This window comes from Microbacterium sp. NPDC058021 (assembly GCF_042885955.1).
Taxonomy (GTDB): Bacteria; Actinomycetota; Actinomycetes; order Actinomycetales; family Microbacteriaceae; genus Microbacterium.
The window spans coordinates 636,823-656,478 of the sequence record NZ_JBHVRF010000002.1; the positions used below are offsets into that span (position 1 = coordinate 636,823).

The 19,656-nt window shown below is 71.0% G+C and carries 15 protein-coding genes; 8 read left to right on the forward strand and 7 right to left on the reverse strand.

All coding sequences use genetic code 11. From position 1 onward, the window contains the following. Positions 1 to 33: 33 nt before the first annotated feature. The 3 genes from hrpA to ACFVR6_RS06540 all read left to right on the forward strand — a co-directional run bounded on the left by hrpA (position 34) and on the right by ACFVR6_RS06540 (position 6,504). Entirely contained in the window at positions 34 to 4,011 is a 3,978-nt protein-coding gene (hrpA, locus tag ACFVR6_RS06530) for an ATP-dependent RNA helicase HrpA (protein WP_386960073.1), read from the forward strand. Between the two features lie 27 nt (positions 4,012 to 4,038). Beyond that, a complete protein-coding gene (locus ACFVR6_RS06535; RefSeq protein WP_386960076.1) occupies positions 4,039 to 4,986 on the forward strand; it encodes a quinone oxidoreductase family protein in 948 nt (315 codons plus the stop codon). A 207-nt stretch (positions 4,987 to 5,193) separates the two neighbouring features. Beyond that, positions 5,194 to 6,504, forward strand: coding sequence for an O-acetylhomoserine aminocarboxypropyltransferase/cysteine synthase family protein (locus tag ACFVR6_RS06540; protein ID WP_386960078.1), 1,311 nt, complete (start codon positions 5,194 to 5,196; stop codon positions 6,502 to 6,504). A 55-nt stretch (positions 6,505 to 6,559) separates the two neighbouring features. On the opposite strand, the gene mmsB is transcribed toward ACFVR6_RS06540, so the two are convergent. The 5 genes from mmsB to ACFVR6_RS06565 form a co-directional block, all read right to left on the reverse strand. Beyond that, positions 6,560 to 7,795 (reverse strand): multiple monosaccharide ABC transporter permease, encoded by a 1,236-nt coding sequence (mmsB, locus tag ACFVR6_RS06545; RefSeq protein ID WP_386960081.1) that lies wholly within the window; start codon positions 7,793 to 7,795, stop codon positions 6,560 to 6,562. Positions 7,796 to 7,817: 22 nt separating this feature from the next. Next, positions 7,818 to 9,344: a multiple monosaccharide ABC transporter ATP-binding protein gene (mmsA, locus tag ACFVR6_RS06550; protein ID WP_386960085.1), complete on the reverse strand. Its 1,527-nt coding sequence runs from the start codon at positions 9,342 to 9,344 to the stop codon at positions 7,818 to 7,820. 96 nt (positions 9,345 to 9,440) lie between these two features. After that, the gene (chvE, locus tag ACFVR6_RS06555) at positions 9,441 to 10,568 is read right to left on the reverse strand and encodes a multiple monosaccharide ABC transporter substrate-binding protein (RefSeq protein ID WP_386960088.1); all 1,128 of its coding nucleotides are present in this window, start codon (positions 10,566 to 10,568) and stop codon (positions 9,441 to 9,443) included. A 63-nt stretch (positions 10,569 to 10,631) separates the two neighbouring features. After that, a complete protein-coding gene (locus ACFVR6_RS06560) occupies positions 10,632 to 11,366 on the reverse strand; it encodes an L-ribulose-5-phosphate 4-epimerase (RefSeq protein WP_386960310.1) in 735 nt (244 codons plus the stop codon). A gap of 148 nt (positions 11,367 to 11,514) precedes the next feature. Next, on the reverse strand, positions 11,515 to 12,534 hold the full coding sequence (locus ACFVR6_RS06565; RefSeq protein WP_386960091.1) for a LacI family DNA-binding transcriptional regulator: 1,020 nt from the start codon (positions 12,532 to 12,534) through the stop codon (positions 11,515 to 11,517). Between the two features lie 404 nt (positions 12,535 to 12,938). Here ACFVR6_RS06565 and ACFVR6_RS06570 point away from each other — a divergent pair, with 404 nt between their 5' ends. Continuing rightward, a complete protein-coding gene (locus ACFVR6_RS06570) occupies positions 12,939 to 13,484 on the forward strand; it encodes a hypothetical protein (protein ID WP_386960094.1) in 546 nt (181 codons plus the stop codon). A 1-nt stretch (position 13,485) separates the two neighbouring features. On the opposite strand, the gene ACFVR6_RS06575 is transcribed toward ACFVR6_RS06570, so the two are convergent. After that, a complete protein-coding gene (locus tag ACFVR6_RS06575; RefSeq protein WP_386960097.1) occupies positions 13,486 to 14,814 on the reverse strand; it encodes a M20/M25/M40 family metallo-hydrolase in 1,329 nt (442 codons plus the stop codon). Between the two features lie 44 nt (positions 14,815 to 14,858). Between ACFVR6_RS06575 and ACFVR6_RS06580 the strand changes: the two genes are divergently transcribed. Both ACFVR6_RS06580 and ACFVR6_RS06585 read left to right on the forward strand, forming a co-directional pair. Further along, on the forward strand, positions 14,859 to 15,842 hold the full coding sequence (locus ACFVR6_RS06580; protein ID WP_386960100.1) for a Gfo/Idh/MocA family protein: 984 nt from the start codon (positions 14,859 to 14,861) through the stop codon (positions 15,840 to 15,842). 2 nt (positions 15,843 to 15,844) lie between these two features. Continuing rightward, entirely contained in the window at positions 15,845 to 16,714 is an 870-nt protein-coding gene (locus ACFVR6_RS06585) for an NYN domain-containing protein (RefSeq protein ID WP_386960104.1), read from the forward strand. A 4-nt stretch (positions 16,715 to 16,718) separates the two neighbouring features. Here the strand turns inward: ACFVR6_RS06585 and ACFVR6_RS06590 are convergent, their stop codons facing one another. Beyond that, the gene (locus ACFVR6_RS06590; protein ID WP_386960107.1) at positions 16,719 to 17,111 is read right to left on the reverse strand and encodes a DoxX family protein; all 393 of its coding nucleotides are present in this window, start codon (positions 17,109 to 17,111) and stop codon (positions 16,719 to 16,721) included. 104 nt (positions 17,112 to 17,215) lie between these two features. Here ACFVR6_RS06590 and ACFVR6_RS06595 point away from each other — a divergent pair, with 104 nt between their 5' ends. Then, positions 17,216 to 18,475, forward strand: coding sequence for a DUF4921 family protein (locus ACFVR6_RS06595; protein ID WP_386960313.1), 1,260 nt, complete (start codon positions 17,216 to 17,218; stop codon positions 18,473 to 18,475). Beyond that, the gene (locus tag ACFVR6_RS06600; RefSeq protein WP_386960109.1) at positions 18,472 to 19,587 is read left to right on the forward strand and encodes a class I SAM-dependent methyltransferase; all 1,116 of its coding nucleotides are present in this window, start codon (positions 18,472 to 18,474) and stop codon (positions 19,585 to 19,587) included. Before ACFVR6_RS06595 ends, ACFVR6_RS06600 begins: the two co-directional genes overlap by 4 nt. Positions 19,588 to 19,656 lie beyond the last annotated feature (69 nt).

The following is a 19,656-nucleotide window of genomic DNA, read 5'->3' on the forward strand; positions in this document are numbered from 1 at the left end:
CGCCGGGCGCCGCCGGGCATACGATGGAGGGCTGTGTCCGCACCAGAGCCCGTCATCGTCTACCCGCCCGAGCTGCCCGTCAGCGCGGCGCGGGACGAGATCGCGCGCGCCATCGCCGAGCACCAGGTCGTCATCGTCGCCGGTGCGACCGGGTCGGGCAAGACGACACAGCTGCCGAAGATCTGCCTCGAGCTCGGCCGCACCCGCATCGCGCACACGCAGCCCCGCCGCATCGCCGCCCGCACCATCGCCGAGCGCGTGGCCGAGGAGATGCAGGTGCCGCTGGGCACGACGGTCGGCTACAAAGTGCGTTTCACCGACAACGTCTCGGCCGACACGCGGGTGGCGCTGGTCACCGACGGCATCCTCCTCAACGAGATCCACCGCGACAAGCTGCTGCGCCGCTACGACACGATCATCATCGACGAGGCGCACGAGCGGTCGCTGAACGTCGACTTCCTCATCGGCTACCTGCGGCGCATCCTGCCGCGCCGCCCCGATCTGAAGGTCATCGTCACCTCGGCGACGATCGACCCCGAGAGCTTCGCGAAGCACTTCGCGGATGCCGCAGGCAACCCGGCCCCCATCATCGAGGTGTCCGGGCGCACCTATCCCGTGGAGATCCGCTACCGCGGCCGCGTCGCCGAAGCCGGTTCCGACGGGGAGGACGGCGGCCCCGACGACGTCGATGCGCTGCTCGGCGCGCTGCGGGAGCTCGACCGCGAGCCCGCCGGCGACGTGCTCGTGTTCCTCCCCGGTGAGGCCGAGATCCGTGATGCGATGGATGCCGTCCGCGGCATGTATGCCAAGGACACCGCGCCCACCGAGGTCCTCCCCCTCTACGGCCGGCTGTCGTCGGCTGAGCAGCACCGCGTGTTCGAGCGCTCGACGGTGGCGGGGCTGCGCCGGCGGGTGATCCTGGCGACGAACGTCGCCGAGACGAGCCTCACCGTGCCCGGCATCAAGTACGTCATCGACGCCGGCACCGCGCGCATCTCGCGGTACAGCGCGCGGTCGAAGATCCAGCGGCTTCCGATCGAGGCGGTCTCGCAGGCCTCGGCGCAGCAGCGGTCGGGGCGCGCGGGCCGCACCTCGGACGGCATCGCGATCCGGCTGTACACCGAAGAGGACTTCACGTCGCGGCCCGAGTACACCGAGCCCGAGATCCTGCGCACGAGTCTCGCCTCGGTCATCCTGCAGATGCTCGCCCTCGGCTTCGGCGACATCACCGAGTTCCCCTTCCTCACTCCCCCGGACTCCCGCGGGGTGAAGGCCGCGTTCGACCTGCTCGTCGAGCTCGGCGCGGTGCGCTCCTCCGGGGGCACCGGCGCCGCCGCCCGCAAGGCGTCCGACGCCGGCAAGGGCTGGCGCCTCACCGACATCGGCCGCGAGATCGCCCGACTGCCGATCGACCCGCGCTTCGCCCGCATGCTCATCGAAGCCCGCCGGCTCGGCGTCGTGCGCGACGTGCTGGCGATCGTGGCGGGGCTGTCGATCCAGGACGTCCGCGAGCGCCCCGAGGAACGCCGCGAAGAGGCCGACCGCCTGCACGCCCGGTTCACCGACCCCACGAGCGACTTCCTCAGCCTGCTGAACCTGTGGAACCACCTGCGCGAGCAGCAGAACGAGCTCGGCTCCAGCACGTTCCGGCGCCTGTGCCGCGCCGAGCACCTCAACTACGTGCGGGTGCGCGAGTGGTTCGACGTGCACCGGCAGCTGCGCTCGCTCACGAACGCCCCGAAGCCGGATGGCGCAACGGCCGACCCGGCACTCGTGCACCGGGCGATCCTGGCGGGGCTGCTCTCGCACCTCGGCATCCTCGACACCCGCACGACGTCGTCGCCGTCGGCCACCGGCGCCCGCGCGGCCAAGGGCCCGAAGGGCCGGCCCCGCGCCGAGTACCGCGGCGCCCGCGGCGCGCGCTTCGCGATCTTCCCCGGGTCGGGACTGCGCAAGGCCTCCCCCGACGCCGTCATGGCCGCGGAGCTGGTCGAGACGTCGCGGCTGTATGCCCGCACCGTCGCGGCCATCGACCCGGAGTGGGCCGAGGAGCTCGCCGGCGATCTCGCCCACCGCAGCCTCAGCGACCCGCATTGGTCCAAGGATGCCGGGGCGGCCGTCGCCGCCGAGAAGGTGACGCTGTTCGGGCTCGAGATCGTGCCCCGTCGCCGGGTGCAGCTGGCCCGCATCGACCGCCCGCTCGCGCGGGAGCTGTTCATCCGCCACGCCCTCGTCGAGGGCGAGTGGAACACCACTCACCTCGACAAGCGGCTCACCGCGTTCGAACGGCGCAACCTCGAGCTGCGCCGCCGCCTCGAGAAGATCGAGGAGCGCGAGCGTCGCCGCGACATCCTCGCCGGCGACGAGGCGGTCTACGCCTTTTACGCCGCGCGCCTGCCGCAGGACGTGTTCGACGTGCGCTCGTTCGAGGCGTGGTGGCGGGATGCCGCGAACCGCACGCCGCGCCTGCTCGACCTCACCGAGGCCGACCTCGTCGACGACGCCTCCCGCGCCGACGAGCGCGACTTCCCGATGCGATGGCAGCAGGGCGACCAGGTGCTGTCGCTGGCGTACCGTTTCGAACCCGGCGCCCCCGACGACGGCGTGAGCGTCGTGGTGCCGCTGGCGCTGCTGGCGCAGCTGCGCCCCGACGGCTTCGACTGGCAGGTGCCGGGGCTGCGCGGTGAGCTCATCGCCGGGCTCCTGCGCGCCCTCCCCAAGGCCATCCGCCGCTCGGTGGTGCCTGCTGCCGACTGGGCGGCGCGCTTCGCCGAGGAACTCGCCGGCGACGGCCCCGAGTCGCACGACGGCCTCCCGCCGCGCACCCTGCGCGACGCACTGGCCGCCCGCGTGCAGCGCGTCGCGAACCAGCTCGTGACCGCCGCGGACTTCGACCTCGAGCGGGTCCCCGCTCACCTGTGGATGTCGTTCCGCGCCGTCGACGAGCGGGGGCGCACCGTGGCGTCCGGCCGCGACCTGCGTGCGCTCCAGGACAAGCTCGCCGACCGTGCGCGCGGCGCCGTCACCCGCTCGCTCACGGCGCCCCGCGGCGCGAGGCCCGGCACACCGGCGCCGGGCCCCGCCACCGCGGCATCCGCCGGCGCGTCCGGCGCCCCCGCGGCCGCCGGTGGCAGCGGCGCAATCGCGGAGCAGAGCGGTCTGGTCGACTGGACGATCGGCGACATCCCCGCCCTCGTCGATTCCCGCGTCGCGGGCGGCGTCGTGCGCGGCTACCCGGCACTCGTCGACGAGGGCGCCACGGTGGCCCTGCGCATCCAGGCGACTCCCGAGAGCGCCGAGCGACTCATCCGCGCCGGGGTGCGGCGCCTGCTGCTGCTGACCGTGCCGTCCCCCGCCTCGTATGTGCTCGAGCACCTCACCGCGCACGAAAAGCTCGCTCTGGCCGCCTCCCCGTATCCCTCGGCCAAAGCCCTGATCGAAGACGCGCGCGTCGCCGTCGCCGATGCCGTGCTGGCGCGCACGACGGGCGGAGCGGTCGTGCGGACGGCGGCCGAGTTCACCCGCGCACGGGAGGCCTTCTCCGCGGCCGTCGTCGACGAGCTGTTCCAGACGGTGTCGCTGACCGCCCGCATCCTCACCGCCGCTCGCGATGTCGACAAGGCGGTGCGCGCGCAGAACTCGATGGTCCTGCTCGCCGCCCTCGGCGACATCAAGGCGCAGCTGGCGGGCCTGGTCTTCCCCGGCTTCGTCTCCCGCATCGGCGTCGCCCGGCTCGCGCACCTGCCCCGCTACCTCGCCGGCGCCCGCGAACGCGTCGCGCAGCTGGCGGACAACCCCGGACGCGACCGGCAGCGGCTCACCGAGTACGAGCGCATGGCGGCCCTGTACACCGAGGCGGGCGGCACGATCCCGCTCGCCGAGGATGCCCCCGCGAACCTCGCGCACACCCGGTGGCTGCTGGAGGAGTACCGCGTGAGCCTGTTCGCGCAGCGTCTGGGCACCGCCGAGCCGGTGTCGCCGCAGCGGATCCAGAAGGCTCTGCGAGGATAGGCACGAACCCCGACGGAAGAGGTACAGATGTCCCGCGCGATCGTCTACACCGAGTTCGGCGAGCCCGAGGTGCTGCACGAGATCGAGGTGCCGGACCCGCAGCCGGGCGCCGGCAAGGTCGCCGTGCGCATCCAGGCCGCCGGCGTGAACCCCATCGACGCGAAGCTGCGGGCGGGCCTGCGCGCCTCCGCGCCGCCGAGCGTGGCGAAGCCGCGCCGCCTGGGGATGGATGCCGCGGGCATCGTCACCGCCGTCGGCGACGACGTGGACGGCTACCGACCCGGCGACCCCGTCGTGCTCTCCGGCGTCAACGGCTGCTACGCCGACGAGGTCGTCGCCGCGGTCGACAAGGTCTTCGCCCGCCCCGCCGCCGTCACCGCCGCCGCGGGGGCGGCCCTGGGCATCCCCGTCGGAACCGCCTACCAGTGCGTCCGCTCGCTCGCCATCGGATCCGGCGACACGTTGCTCGTGCACGGCGGGTCGGGCAGCGTCGGCCAGGCCGTCATCCAGTTCGCCCGCCTCGCCGGTGCCGATGTCGTCGCGACCTCCTCCGAGCGTCGCTCCGACCGCGTGGCCGCTCTCGGGGCGACGCCGGTGGTCTACGGACCGGGCCTGGTCGACCGCGTGCGCGAGGTCGCCGGCGACGGCGTCACCGCGATCCTCGACTGCGCCGGCACCGATGAAGCGCTGGATGCCTCCTTCGCGCTGCTCGAGGACCGCACCCGCATCGCGACGATCGTGCGCGGACCCGATGCCGAACGCCTCGGCATCCGTGCCTTCTCCGGCGGCGCCCCCTGGCCGCTCACCGAGCAGCAGCTCGCCTGGCGGGCCGAAGCGGTGCCGGTGGCGCTGGCGCTCATGGCAGCCGGAGCGTTCGACGTGGAGCTCGGCCCCACTCTGCCGCTGTCGGACGCCGCCCAGGCGCACCGTCTCGTCATGGGCGGCGTGGACGGGAAGATCACGCTGGTCCCCTGATCCGCGCCGCGCCGCGTCGCGGCGCCCCGGCGCCCCGCGTCGCGAGCGTAGGAGATGTGCCCGGCGTAGGACGTTCGCCGCGGCATCCGTCCTCCCTCCGCCACATCTCCTGCCCTCGGCACGCCCCCGCGCGACGAGCGGGTGGATGCCGCAACAATGCGACACACGAACCCGGCCGTGCCCGCGGCGGGCGCGATGATGGGTGCCATGCCCGACGCCCCGTGTCCCTCGTTCGCGACCGCCCAGGTGCAGGCCGGCTATGACCCGGCCGCCGTGCAGCACGCCAGCGTGCCGCCGATCTACCAGTCCAACGCGTACGAGTTCGCCTCGCTCGCCGAGGCGAGGGACCTGTTCGCGCTGCGCCGCGAGGGGAACGTCTACAGCCGCACCGGCAACCCCACCGCCGCCGTCCTCGAGCAGCGCGTGGCCACCCTCGAGGGCGGGGTCGGCGCGGTGTCGGTGGGGTCGGGTCAGGCCGCCGTCGCACTGTCGCTGCTGACCCTGGCACGCCAGGGCGAGCACATCGTCGCGGCCCACCAGCTGTACGGCGGCACCATCTACCTGCTCGCCGACACGTTCGCCGACTGGGGGATCGAGGTCACCTTCGTCGATCAGGACGACCCGGAGGCATGGCGTGCGGCGGTGCGGCCGACCACCCGCGCCTTCTTCGCCGAAACCGTCGCCAACCCGCTCGCCCAGGTGCTGGACGTCCGCACCGTCGCCGACATCGCCCACGACGCCGGCGTGCCGCTCGTCATCGACAACACCGTCGCCACGCCCTACCTGCAGCGGCCGAAGCAGCACGGCGCCGACATCGTCGTGCACTCCGCGACGAAGTTCATCGGCGGTCACGGCGCGGCGCTCGGCGGACTCGTCGTCGACCTCGGCACGTTCGACTTCGCCGCGGATGCCGCGCGCTGGCCGCAGCTGAACACGCCGCTGGCCCGCGTCCCCGGCCCGGCGCTGGTCGAGCAGTTCGGCCCGAAGGCGTATCTCACCCTGCTGCGCACCAAGTACTCGCAGGACATCGGTCCCTCGCTGTCGGCGTTCAACGCGTTCCAGCTGCTGCAGGGCCTCGAGAGTCTCGACCTGCGCATGGCGCGCCACAGCTCGTCGGCGCAGACGGTGGCGGAGGCGCTCGACGCCCACCCCGCCGTCGCCCGCGTGCACCACCCGGGCCTTCCCGCGAGCCCGTGGCATGCGGCAGCCGACCGCTACCTCCCGCGCGGCGCGGCATCCGTCTTCTCCTTCGAGCTGCACCCCGGCCGGGACGCCGACGACGACTTCGCCCGCGCGGCGGCGCTCATCGACCGGCTGCAGGTCGCGCACCTCGTGGCCAACATCGGCGACGCCCGCACGCTCGTCGCCCACCCCGCATCGATGACGCACAGCCATCTCAGCCCCGAGCAGCTGGTCGCCGGCGGCATCTCGACCACCACGATCCGCCTGTCGATCGGGCTGGAGGATCCGGCCGACATCGTCGCCGACCTCACCGCCGCCCTCGACGCGGTCCGCTGACGCAAACGACGAACGCGGCCCCCGCAGGAGCCGCGTTCGTCGCCGTACCGATCGGTCAGTTGCCGGAGCGGCGCTTGTTGTAGACGTCGAACGCGACGGCCAGCAGCAGCACGAGGCCCTTGACGGCCTGCTGCCACTCGATGCCGATGCCCATGATCGACATGCCGTTGTTGAGCACACCGATGATGAGACCACCGATGATGGCGCCGCCGATGGTGCCGACGCCGCCCTGCACGGCTGCGCCGCCGATGAACGCCGCCGAGATCGCCTCGAGCTCGAAGCCGTCACCGGCCTTCGGGCCGGCGAGGTTCAGGCGCGCGGTGAAGATGAGGCCGGCGAGGGCCGCCAGGAACCCCATGTTCACGAAGAGCCAGAAGTCCACGCGACGGGTCTTGATGCCCGACAGCTCGGCGGCGTGACGGTTGCCGCCGATGGCGTAGATGTGGCGTCCGAACACGGTGCGGTTCATGACGACGCCGTAGACCATCACGAGCGCGGCCAGGACGATCAGGGTCACCGGGATGCCCTTGTAGGTCGCCAGTGCCCACGTGAAGAACCCGATCGCGACGGCCACGGCGACGAGCTTGATCGTCACCCAGACGATCGGCTCCACCTCCTGGCCGTACTTCAGACGCCCCGCCCGGGTGCGCAGCTGCTGCACGACGATCGCCACGATCGCCACGGCACCCACCACCAGGGTGAAGATGTCCGGGTCGCTCTCACCGAACAGTCCCGAGAGGAACCCGTTGCCGATCGCGCGGTATTCCGTGGGGAACGAGCCGATGTTCTGGTTGCCGAGGACGACGAGGGCGAGGCCGCGGAAGATGAGCATGCCCGCGAGCGTCACGATGAACGCGGGGATGCCGACGTAGGCGATCCAGAACCCCTGCCACGCACCGACCAGGGCGCCGATGAGCAGCGACAGGACGATCGCCAGCCACCAGGGCAGCCCCCAGTGCACGGCGAACACGCCCGACACCGCACCGATGAAGGCGGCGACCGAGCCGACCGACAGGTCGATGTGGCCGGCGATGATGACCATCACCATGCCGATCGCGAGAACGAGGATGTAGCCGTTCTGCACGATCAGGTTGGAGATGTTCTGCGGACGCAGCAGGATGCCGTCGGTGAGGATCGTGAACAGCACGATCACCGCGATGAGCGCGATGAAGATGCCGTTCTTGCCGAGGTCTGCCAGCACGGTGGACAGCCACCGGGTGAACTTGTTGTCGGCCGGCTGGATCAGCGCGCCTGCGGCCTGGGACTCGGTCGAGGGTGTCTCGTTGGACATGGTCGTTGTCTCCTGCGCCCGCTCAGCGGGGCTTCTCCATGGTCATCAGCTTGAGGACGGATTCGGGTGTGGCCTGCTCGGTCGGCAGCTCACCGGTGATGCGCCCCTCGGACAGGGCGTACACGCGGTCGGCGATGCCGAGAAGCTCGGGCAGCTCGGAGGAGATGACGATGATCCCCTTCCCGGCCGCAGCGAGCTTGTTGATGATCGTGTAGATCTCGTACTTCGCACCGACGTCGATGCCGCGGGTCGGCTCGTCGAGGATGAGCACCTCCGGGTCGGAGTAGATCCACTTCGACAGGACGACCTTCTGCTGGTTGCCGCCGGAGAGCTTCCCGGTCTTGACCAGCACGTTCGGCGCCTTGATGTTCATGCTCGCGCGGTACTCGTTGGCGACGGCGTACTCCTCGTTGTCGTTGACGAGTCCGCCCTTCTCGAGCTTGCGCAGCGACGCCATCGAGATGTTGCGCTTGATGTCCTCGATGAGGTTGAGGCCGTAGGTCTTGCGGTCCTCGGTGGCATACGCGATGCCGTTCTCGATCGCCTCGGCCACGGTGCGCGTCTTGATCTCCTTGCCGCGCATGAAGACGCGGCCCGAGATACGCGAGCCGTAGCGGCGGCCGAACAGGCTCATCGCGAACTCGGTGCGTCCGGCGCCCATGAGCCCGGCGATGCCGACGATCTCGCCGGCACGCACGTTGAGGGAGACGCTGTCGACCATGACGCGGGTGGGATCCTGCGGGTGATGCGCGGTCCACTCCTCCACGCGCAGCAGTTCTTCACCGAGCTGCGGCTCGTGGTCGGGATAGCGGTGCTCGAGGTCGCGACCCACCATGTCCTTGATGATGCGGTCCTCGGTGACGTCGGACTTCTGGATCGTCTCGATCGACTTGCCGTCGCGGAGGACCGTGACGGTGTCGGCGACCTTTTTGATCTCGTTCAGCTTGTGGCTGATGATGATCGACGTGATCCCCTCCTCCTTGAGGCTGAGGATGAGATCGAGCAGGTGGTCGGAGTCCTCGTCGTTGAGCGCGGCGGTCGGCTCGTCGAGGATCAGCAGCTTCACTTCCTTCGACAGCGCCTTGGCGATCTCGACGAGTTGCTGCTTCCCGACGCCGATCTGATTGATCTTCGTCGTCGGGTTGTCCTTGAGCCCGACGCGCTTGAGCAGTGCCGCGGCTTCGAAGTTCGTCTTGTTCCAGTCGATGAGCCCGCGGGTCTTGCGCTCGTTGTTCAGGAAGATGTTCTCGGCGATCGACAGGTACGGGCTCAGCGCCAGCTCCTGGTGGATGATCACGATGCCCTTGGCTTCGCTGTCGCTCAGGCTCTTGAACTGCACTTCCTCGCCGGCGTAGATGATCTCGCCGTCGTAGGTGCCGTGCGGGTAGACGCCCGACAGCACTTTCATGAGCGTCGACTTGCCGGCGCCGTTCTCACCGCAGATGGCGTGCACTTCACCGTTGCGCACGCTGAAGTTGACGTTGGCGAGTGCTTTGACTCCAGGGAACGTCTTGGTGATGCCGCGCATCTCCAGGATGTTGTTCGTCACGTTCTCCGACTTCCTCGAGGGTGTGTGAGGGGTGGGGCGGTGGTGGTGGATCGGGTGTCCACCACCACCGCCGAGTAACCGGTGAGCGGGGCCTGGTTAGAGGCCGAGCTCCTCGGCCGTCCAGTAGCCGGTGTCGACCAGGGCCGACTCGACGTTGTCTGCGACGACGGGCACCGGGCCGAGCAGGTACGAGGGAACGACCTTGACGCCGTTGTCGTACGTCTCGGTGTCGTTGACCTCGGGCTCCTCGTCGTTGAGCAGGGCGACGGCCATCGCCGAGGCGACCTTCGCCAGCTCACGGGTGTCCTTGAAGATCGTCGCGTACTGCTCGCCGGAGAGGATCGCCTTGACCGAGTCGACCTCGGCATCCTGACCGGAGATGATCGGCCACTCTTCGCCGACCGTGTAGCCGGCGTCGGTGAGGGCGCCGATGATGCCGCGCGAGATGCCGTCGTAGGGCGAGAGCACCGCGTCGACCTGCGAGCCGTCGGAGTAGTTCGCCGTGATGAGGTTCTCCATGCGGCTCTGCGCCTCTTCGCCGTCCCAGCGCAGCGTCGCCGCCTGCTCGATGTCGGTCTGACCCGACTTGACGACGAGCGTGCCGTCGTCGATCAGCGGCTCGAAGACGCTCATCGCGCCGTCGAAGAAGAAGAAGGCGTTGTTGTCGTCCAGCGAGCCGGCGAACAGCTCGATGTTGAACGGTCCGGTGGGCGCACCCTCGGTGGGGTTGCCCTCCAGGTCGGTCAGGCCCAGGCCGTTGAGCACGGTCCATGCCTGCTGCTGTCCGACGAGGAAGTTGTCGAACGTCGCGTAGTAGTCGACGTTCTCGGTGTCGCGGATGAGGCGGTCGTAGGCGATGACGGGGATGTCGGCGTCGGCTGCGGTCTGCAGCACCTCCGACAGCGTCGTGCCGTCGATCGAGGCGATGATCAGCGCCTCGGCGCCCTTGGTGATCATGTTCTCGATCTGCGAGACCTGGGTGGGGATGTCGTCCTCTGCGTACTGCAGGTCGACGGTGAATCCCTGCTCCTCCAGCGTGGCCTTGACGGCGTCGCCGTCCTGGATCCAGCGCTCGGAGCTCTTGGTGGGCATGGCGACGCCGATGAGGCCGCCGTCTCCGCCGCTACCTTCGTCGCCGCCGTCGGTGTCGCCGGTGCACCCCGAGAGGACGAGGGCGCCTGCGGCGATCGTCGCCGCCGCGAAGAAGATCTTCTTGGTCTTCACTGTGTTTCCTTTCCAGTGGACTGCTCTGTCTTGGTGTTTCATGCTGACCGCTCGCCCGGAGGGCTACCGGCGGTCGTCGGTGGTCTGTCCGTACACGTTCTGGTACCGGTCGTAGAGCCGGTCGATCGCGTCCTGCGGGATCGGGAGGACCTCGCCGCCCTGCCGTGCCAGGTGCACGGTGCGGGCCACGTCCTCCACCATCACCGCCGCCTTCACGGCATCCTTCGCGCTGGCCCCGATCGTGAACGGGCCATGGTTCTGCATCAACACCGCCCGCGACCGGTGTCCCGTCAACGTCTCCACGATGCCGCGGCCGATCGAATCGTCCCCGATGATCGCGAACGGGCCCACCGGCACCTCCCCGCCGAACTCATCCGCCATCGCCGTGATCACACACGGAATCGCCTCACCCCGCGCCGCCCACGCCGTCGCATACGGGGAATGCGTGTGCACCACCCCACCCACCTCCGGCATGTTCCGGTACACATACGCGTGCGCCGCGGTATCACTCGACGGCGACCGGTCACTGCCGGGCGTCCCCGCCACCACGGCACCGTCCAGGTCGCACACGATCATGTTCTCCGGACCCAGATCGTCATACGACACCCCCGACGGCTTGATCACGAACAGATCCGCCCCCGGCACCCGCCCCGACACGTTCCCACCGGTCCACACCACCAGGCCGTACCGCACCAACTCCGCATGCAACGTCGCGACTTCCGCGCGCACGCGTGCGACGGCGACCTCGGTCTTGACCCCGCTCACATAGCGCTGCTTGCGTTCGGCGTCACTGCCCATTGCCACGGGTTCGGCTCCCTTGCCTGATCGTCGATGTCGGGTGGTCGACTGTGTTGCGGTCAATGTGACCGTTCACATTGAGGAAACTATAGCGATCCGTCGGTGGTGCGTGTCAACCCGTCGTCGATCTCGGGTTGATAACGCCGGGTCAGGCGTGCACACGGGCGGCGGCCGACGCGCGCACGATGAGCTCGGGCACGAGGGCGTTGCCCGCCGGCGACGGCGCCCCCTCCTCCGCCCCCAACAGCACATCGACGCAGCGGCGGCCGAGTTCGGCGAAGTCCTGACGCACCGTCGTCAGCGGCGGCCAGAAATGCGCCGCCTCGGGGATGTCGTCGAATCCGACGATGCTGATGTCGCGCGGCACGTCGAGTCCTTCGTCGCGGATCGCGTGCATGAGTCCCAGCGCCATCTGGTCGTTGGAGGAGAAGATCGCGGTGAAGTCCCGCACCCTCAGCAGTTCACGCCCGGCGTAGTAGCCGAACTCGGCCGTCCAGTCCCCCAGGATCGGCGCGGTGGTGGGGATGTCGGCGGCGCTCATCTCATCGAGGAACCCGGTCATGCGCGCCTCGGCCTCGATCCAGTCCTGGGGACCTGCGAGGTGGTAGATCTCGCGGTGTCCGAGCGAGATGAGGTGGCGCGTCGCCAGTCGCGCTCCTGCGATCTGGTCGACCGAGAGCGTGTGCCCCGGGTCGAGGTCGGTGGACTGCAGGGTGACGTAGGGGATGTCGAGGCGCTGTGCGGCGATCGCGCGGAAGACGCGCACCTGCGGGGCGATGACGACCAGGCCCTCGATCGACTGGGCCATGAGGTGCGACAGACCGTCCGGGATGGACTGCGGGTCGCCGGGCTCGATGTTGGCCGTCGACACCCAGTACCCGCGGGCGCGGGCGGCGGCCTCGATCGCGGCGATGCTCGATGCCGGCCCGTACTGCGAGCTCGACCCGGCGAGGATGCCGATCGTCTGCGAGCGGCTGGTCACGAGGGCCCGCGCGGCACGATTGGGGCTGTACTGCAGTTCCGCCATGACCGCCAGCACGCGATCGCGTGTCTCAGGCCGGATGCTCGGGTGGTTGTTCAGCACGCGCGAGACGGTCTGATGCGAGACGCCCGACAACCGCGCGACATCGCGGATGCTGGGCCTTCGCCCGCTCGCATCGTCGGTCATCCTCGTCCGCCCTTGCATGTGCACGGTCACATCATTCCCACCCATTATGTCCCGCGCACCCCTTCCGTGCCGCCGCCGCGCAGCATCCGCTTCCCTCCGTCGTGGCATCCGCCCCGCTGCCAGCGTCCCGCCGGGCCGATTGCGACCACCGAACGCCGCCAGCGCCCGCCGCCCCGCACCTTCAGTCGTCGCAAACACCCCACTCCCCGCCCCACGCAGGGCCGAACGCGACCACCGAACCCCCGCCAGCGCGCCACCCCACCTTCAGTCGTCGCGAACGCGCCGCTCCCGCGGCCCACAGGTGCGGATGCGACGACCGAACCCTCCAGCGCCGGCTGCACCACCCCGCCTCGGTCTCAGCGCACACCCGCGCCAGCGGGCGCCGCGCGGCCTAGACTGCCCGCATGCCGGATCTCGGACGCTTCCTTCCCCTGAGCAATCGACCGGGTTCCGACGAGTCTGCGGTGTCCCGCGACCGTCGCAACCAGATCGCCGACGTCGTGGCGGCTGCGGCGCGCATCGTCGCGGCGGCCCCGCCCGAACAGGCATCCGCCCTCGCCGGGGAGTTCGTGTCGACGGCGCGCCTGCGCGAAGAGGTCTCCCCCGATGCGGCGGGCCTGGCACTGCTGGACGCCCGGGTGCGCGACGGCCGCCGCCGCGGCATCCGCACCCTGTCGCGCGTCGTCCGCGCCTACCTGCTGCTGACCCAGAGCGCGGGGGTCACCGCTCAGCTGCCGCCCGCGGTCACCGGAGCCGTGGCGCTCTACGCCGCGACGACGGCGCCGCTGCCCCGCCGTGCCGTCGTGGCGGGCCACCGGGTGCGCGCGAGCGACGACGGCTGGGAGTTCGGCCGCGGCACTCGACTGGAGGGCACGGGGGTGCAGATCATCGCGTTCCTCCTGGCGGTCTCCGAGGAGCCCCCGAGGCCCCCCGCACCGTCGCCGGAGTGAGTCAGCTCCCGCGAATGAGATCGCGGTAGAAGCCGATGCCCCGCAGCCAGGTGTCCACGCGGATGCGTTCGTTGTGCGAGTGCAGCGCGTCGCGCTCCTCGCGCGTGAGGTGGAACGGCGTGAAGCGGTAGACGTTCGCGCTGATGGCGGTGAACCAGCGGCTGTCACTCGCTCCCAGCTGCAGGTACGGCGTCGTGACGATGTCCTCACCCAGGGCCGAGGCCACGGCGGTGGCGATGCGACGCCAGGCGGGACCGCGCCACGGCGACACCGGCGACGGGTCGGAAGCGTGACGCACCTCGATCTCCACGGCGTCGTCGGCGATCACCCGGCGCACCCGGTCGGTGGCGGCGGCGACGGTGTCGCCGGTGAGCAGGCGGATGTTCACGGCGGCCTTGGCGCTCGTGGCGAGCACGTTCTCCCCCGGCGCGCCGCTGAGCTGGGTGGTCACCGCGGTCGTGCGGGCGATCGCGTTCATCTCGGGCCCGAGGCGCGGCAGCACGGCTGCCAGCAACGGCGCCGACAGGTCGATGCGCGACAGCAGCGCGCGCAGCGGCTGCGGGGCGTGCGGGGCGATGGTGGCGAACATGGCGCGCACCGGCGGCGCGAGGCGGGCGGGGAACGGATGCCGGTGCAGCCGCGTGATCGCCCGCGCCAGCCGTGCGGTCGCGGGGAACGCCGGCGGCGTGGACGCGTGTCCGCCGCCCTCGCGGGCCGTGAGCAGCACCGTCATGATGCCGCGCTCGGCGACTCCCACCATCGCGGTGGCCACCGTGACGCCGGGGATGACGCCCTCGACGACGGCGCCGCCCTCGTCGAGCACGAGCCCGGGGGTGACGCTCCGCTCCCGCAGCACCGCGACGATCTCCTGCGCGCCGGCGCCGGCGGTCTCCTCGTTGTGGCCGAAGGCGAGGTACACGTCGCGCGCCGGGGTGAACCCGTCGGCGAGGAGCTGCTCGACCGCCTCGAGGATCGCCACGAGCGATCCCTTGTCGTCGATCGCGCCGCGGGCGTGGATGGCGGCATCCGCCCCCTCCCCCACGATCTCCGCCGCGAACGGGTCGGTGTCCCACTCCTCCACGACGACGGGGACGACGTCGATGTGCGCCATCAGCACCAGCGGCTCGGCTGACGCCGCGCCCGCCCAGCGGTAGAGCAGCGAGTGACCCGCGACGATCTCGCGCTCGAGCACCGCGTGCAGCCGCGGGTAGAGCCGCTCGATCGCGGCGGTGAACGCCTCGAACGGTTCCCAGTCGGTCAGCGTCTCGTCGACGTTCGACACGGTCGCCAGGCGCAGCAGTTCACGGAAGCGGTCGACGGGGGATGCCACGGATCGAGCCTATCCGGGGGTGCGCCGCCGGGTACGCTCGGACTATGACCGGACTTCGCTGGGGGATCCTTGCCACGGGCGGTATCGCCCACGCTTTCACGAGCGACCTGCAGACGGCGGGGCTCGACGTCGCCGCCGTCGGGTCGCGCAGCGCCGAATCGGCGCAGCGCTTCGCCGACGAGTTCGGCATCCCCCGGGCCCACGGCTCGTATGACGAGCTCGCCGCGGATCCCGACGTCGACATCGTGTACATCGCCACGCCCCACCCGGCGCACGCCGAGAACGCCATCGCGATGCTCGACGCCGGCAAGCACGTGCTCGTCGAGAAGCCGTTCACCCTCACCGCCGCCGAAGCCGCGGCCGTGCGCGACGCCGCGCGACGCAACGGACTCCTCGCGATGGAGGCCATGTGGACGCGGTATCTGCCGCACATGGTGCGGGTGCGCAAGCTCATCGCCGACGGGGCCCTGGGCGAGGTGCGCACCGTCTTCGCCGACCACACGCAGAAGATCACCGCCGACCCGACCCATCGCCTCAACGCCCTCGAACTCGGCGGCGGGGCGCTGCTGGATCTCGGCATCTACCCCCTCTCGTTCGCGTGGGACATCCTCGGCGCCCCCACCTCGGTGCAGGCCGCCGCGCGGCTCGCCGAGACGGGCGCCGACGCCGAGGTCGCGACCGTCATGACGCACGGCAGCGGCGCCCTCTCGACGACCATCTCCTCGTCGCGAGCTGCCGGTCCCAACAGCGCCCACATCGTGGGAACCGAGGCGCGCATCGACATCGACCGCGTCTGGTACACGCCCACCACGTTCCGTCTCACCACGCCAGACGGCACCGTGCTGGAGGAGTACGTCTCCGAGGTCGACGGGCGCGGCATGCAGTACCAGGCACTCGCGGCCGAACGCCTCATCTCCGAGGGACGGGTCGACAGCGACCTGCTCCCCCTCGACGAGAGCGTCGCCATCATGGGCACGCTCGACGACATCCGCGCGCAGATCGGCGTGCGCTACCCCCAGGAGGCATGAGCATGGCGGATCCCCAGCCGGCACGCGTGGCGGTGTACCTCGACTTCGACAACATCGTCATGAGTTGGTACGACCGCGTGCACGGGCGCAACGCCTACTCCCGCGACCGTCAGAAGATCGCGGCGGACACCACCGACCCCGAAGTCGCCGAACGCCTTGCGGCGGCGACCATCAACGTCGGCGCCATCATCGACTACGCCGCCTCGTTCGGCACCCTCGTGCTCACGCGCGCCTACGCCGACTGGTCGATGCCGGTCAACGCGGAGTACCGCGCGCAGCTCGTCGCCCGCGCCGTCGACCTCGTGCAGCTGTTCCCCGCGGCGGCCTACGCCAAGAACGGTGCCGACATCCGCCTCGCCGTGGATGCCGTCGAGGACATGTTCCGCCTGCCGGACCTCACCCACGTGGTCATCGTCGGCGGTGACAGCGACTACGTGCCGCTCGCGCAGCGCTGCAAGCGGCTCGGCCGCATCGTGGTGGGCGTCGGGGTGGCCGGCTCCACGGCCAAGTCGCTCGCCGCCGCCTGCGATCAGTTCGACTCGTACGACTCGCTGCCGGGTGTGACCCGCCCCGAGACCAGCGCCGAGAAGAAGGATGCCGCCCCGGCGCGCTCCCGCGCCCGCAAGCGCGTCGTCGACCCGTCCACCGAGCTGCTCGAGCGCGCGCTGCGCCTGGAGGGCGTGCGCACCGACGACGAATGGGTCAACGCCTCGGCGGTGAAGGACCTCATGCGTCGCATGGACCCCTCGTTCAGCGAGAAGGAGCTCGGGCACAAGACGTTCACCGACTTCCTGCGCGAGCACCCCACGGTGGTCGAGCTGCGCGAAGAGGGCAACACCCGTCAGGTGCGCTTCCACCCCGACGCGCGCTGAGCGTTCAGCGTCGGCGGGCGGGAGCGGTCGACCAGAGCGCCCACGCCACCAGCAGCGGCTGGAAGAACAGGCGCACCAGCCGCTTCTGATCGGTGTCGAGACCGAACCCGTCGCGCTTGTGCGTGTACTGCGCGATGTTGCCGGGGAAGACGGCGACGAAGAAGGCTGCGAGGGCCGCGCCGATGCGCCGGCGCTCCTTCGGCAGCGCGATGAGCGCCACCCCGAAGGCGGCCTCGACCACGCCCGACGCGACGACGACGCCGTCCTTGTCGATGGGGACGATCTCGGTGATGGCATCCGGCACCTGCGCCTGGAACTCCTTGCGGGCCCAGAACAGGTGGCTGAGGCCGGCGAACAGCATGAACCCGGCCAGCAGCCAGCGCGCGACGATTCTCATGGGGACAGTCAACTGCACTGCGGCGAGGGCGGCGACGCCTTGACAGTGGGCGTGGCTAGGCTGAGGTGGTGAGCGAGGCCAGGCAACGCACCCCCCTTCAGCGGATGCCGGACGGCACCGTCAAGCAGATCGGTCCCCTCACCGGCACCCGCGTCTGGACGGTTCCCGGTCGTGCCGGTCGTCCGCTCTTCGTGCCGCGTGAGCATGTCGCCGTGCTCGCGCCGGGTGACGAGCGGCGGCTCTGCGCGTTCTGCCAGGACCGCTACCTGGAGACCACGCCGGAGAAGGTGCGGCTGATCGGTCCGGACTTCACGGAGGTGCGGCGGGTGCCGGCGCGCGAGCTGTCGGACACGGTCGCGCAGTTCCGCCGGTTCGGCAACCTGTTCGAGATCGTCTCCGCGGAGTACTGGCGCGAGAACCACGGGTTCCGCCAGCCCACCCGCGTCGTGCAGTGGGCGCAGGAGTACCTGTCCGACCCGGTGGGGCGGCGGCATCTGGAGCATCTGGCGGCGATCCGCGCGGCCGCGACCGGTACGGCGCAGAGCCTCGAGGAGGCGGCGCTGGATCTCGTCGGCGGATCGCACGACGTGGTGGTGGCCCGCCGCCACGTGGTCGACGGCGCCGAGACCGATGACCAGCTGGCTTCATCGGGCATGCTCAGCCCCGACGAGCACGCGGCCTACATCGCCTTCACCGTGCAGTCGCTCGAGGAGATCGCCCGCGCCCAGCCGAACGCCGCCTACGTCGCGGTGTTCCAGAACTGGCTGCGCGCCGCCGGCGCCTCGTTCGACCACCTGCACAAGCAGCTCGTCGCGATCGACGAACCGGGACCGCAGCTCGACCACGAACTGCGGATGCTGTCAGCCGACCACGGGCTCTACCAGCGGGCCATCGCCGACATGGCGGTGCGGGAGGGGCTCGTCGTCGCCGCGACCGACGGTGCGGTGGTGTTCGCCGGGGTCGGTCACCGCTACCCCGCGTTCGAGGTGTACTCGACCTCCCCCGCGAACCTCCCCCACGAGCACACCCCCGCCGGGGTGCGCGCGATGTCGGATCTCATCCACGCGCTCCACGCCGCGACCGGGCCCCAGGTGCCGACCAACGAGGAGTGGCACTACCGGCCGCCGGGGGCGCCGTGGCCCATGCCGTGGCGCGTCGTGCTGAAGTGGCGCATCTCGAATCCGGCCGGGTTCGAGGGCGGCACGAAGATCTACGTCAACACGATCGATCCGTGGCAGCTGCGTGAGCGCGCCGTCACGCAGCTGCGGGTGCTCCGCGACGAGGGCCGCATCGCCGCGGGCATCCGCATCGGCGACGAGTGCACGCCCGACGACGCGCGCCTGCGGTACGCCGACGACGCATGATCGACCTCGATCAGCTGCGGCGGTGGCCCGATGTCGAGTCGGCCGACCTCCCCGCCGTCGACGCCGCCGACCGCCTGCTGCTGGACGAGTCCGCCGCCGCGCGGCAGGGTCTCGGCGATGGCTCGCTCGTCGTGATCGGCGACGCGTACGGCGCGCTCGCGCTCGGAGCGGCGGATGCCGGCGCCACCGGCATCCGGGTGCATCAGGATCCGGTGACCGGCGAACGGGCGCTCGCGGCGAACGCCGAACGATTCGCCCTGGCGGACCGGGTGCGGTCGATGCCGCTGGAGGCCGACCTCGTGCGCGACGCGCGCGTGGTGCTGCTGCGCCTCCCCCGTTCCCTCGCGGCGCTGCGGGACATCGCCGGGCTCGTCGCCGCGCACGCCGACCCCGACGTCGTCGTGTTCGCGGGCGGGCGGATCAAGCACATGGCGCTCGCGATGAACGATGTGCTGCGGGAGCGGTTCACCCGGCTCGACGTGACGCATGCCCGGCAGAAGGCGCGCGTGCTGGTGGCGCGCGGGCCGCAGCACGGCGCCGACCCGGTGCCGGCGCGCGAGAGCCACGACGGTCTCGTGGTCTGCGCCTTCGGTGGCGCGTTCGCGGGGCCGCGCATCGACATCGGCACGCGGCTGCTGCTCGCGCACCTGCCGGAGCGGATCCCCACCGGGGCGCCCGGCGACCTCGTGGTGGACCTCGCCTGCGGCACCGGAGTCATCGCGACGACCGTGGCGCTGCGGCATCCGTCCGTCACGGTCTATGCGTCGGATGCCTCCGCCGCCGCTGTCGCCTCGGCGCGTGCGACGGCCGAGGCGAACCAGGTCGCGGGGCGGGTGACGGTCGCGCGGGACGATGCGCTGTCGGCGCTGTCCGACGGCACGGCCGGCTTCATCGCGCTGAACCCGCCGTTCCACAGCGGGGCGGCCGTCACCGACGCGCTCGCGCCCCACCTGTTCGCCGATGCCGCCCGCGTGCTGCGGCCCGGCGGCGAGCTGTGGTGCGTCTGGAACTCGCCGCTGCGCTACCGTCCCGCCCTCGAGCGCCTGGTGGGACCGACCCGGCAGGTCGCGCGCGACGCGAAGTTCACCGTGACGGTCTCCACCCGCCGCTGACGCGCCGTCGCGAGTGTCGGGACTCGGGACTCGGGTGTCGGGTGTCGGGATCCTCGTCGCTCCCGCTCC

What these genes read in the sequence shown, in the direction of transcription:
- ACFVR6_RS06535 (WP_386960076.1), top strand. Translation starts at nt 4,039, where the DNA reads ATGTCCCGCGCGATCGTCTACACCGAGTTCGGCGAGCCCGAGGTGCTG.
- ACFVR6_RS06540 (WP_386960078.1), top strand. Translation starts at nt 5,194, where the DNA reads ATGCCCGACGCCCCGTGTCCCTCGTTCGCGACCGCCCAGGTGCAGGCC.
- mmsB (WP_386960081.1), bottom strand. Translation starts at nt 7,795, where the DNA reads ATGTCCAACGAGACACCCTCGACCGAGTCCCAGGCCGCAGGCGCGCTG.
- ACFVR6_RS06560 (WP_386960310.1), bottom strand. Translation starts at nt 11,366, where the DNA reads ATGGGCAGTGACGCCGAACGCAAGCAGCGCTATGTGAGCGGGGTCAAG.
- ACFVR6_RS06565 (WP_386960091.1), bottom strand. Translation starts at nt 12,534, where the DNA reads ATGACCGACGATGCGAGCGGGCGAAGGCCCAGCATCCGCGATGTCGCG.
- ACFVR6_RS06570 (WP_386960094.1), top strand. Translation starts at nt 12,939, where the DNA reads ATGCCGGATCTCGGACGCTTCCTTCCCCTGAGCAATCGACCGGGTTCC.
- ACFVR6_RS06580 (WP_386960100.1), top strand. Translation starts at nt 14,859, where the DNA reads ATGACCGGACTTCGCTGGGGGATCCTTGCCACGGGCGGTATCGCCCAC.
- ACFVR6_RS06585 (WP_386960104.1), top strand. Translation starts at nt 15,845, where the DNA reads ATGGCGGATCCCCAGCCGGCACGCGTGGCGGTGTACCTCGACTTCGAC.
- ACFVR6_RS06590 (WP_386960107.1), bottom strand. Translation starts at nt 17,111, where the DNA reads ATGAGAATCGTCGCGCGCTGGCTGCTGGCCGGGTTCATGCTGTTCGCC.
- ACFVR6_RS06595 (WP_386960313.1), top strand. Translation starts at nt 17,216, where the DNA reads ATGCCGGACGGCACCGTCAAGCAGATCGGTCCCCTCACCGGCACCCGC.
- ACFVR6_RS06600 (WP_386960109.1), top strand. Translation starts at nt 18,472, where the DNA reads ATGATCGACCTCGATCAGCTGCGGCGGTGGCCCGATGTCGAGTCGGCC.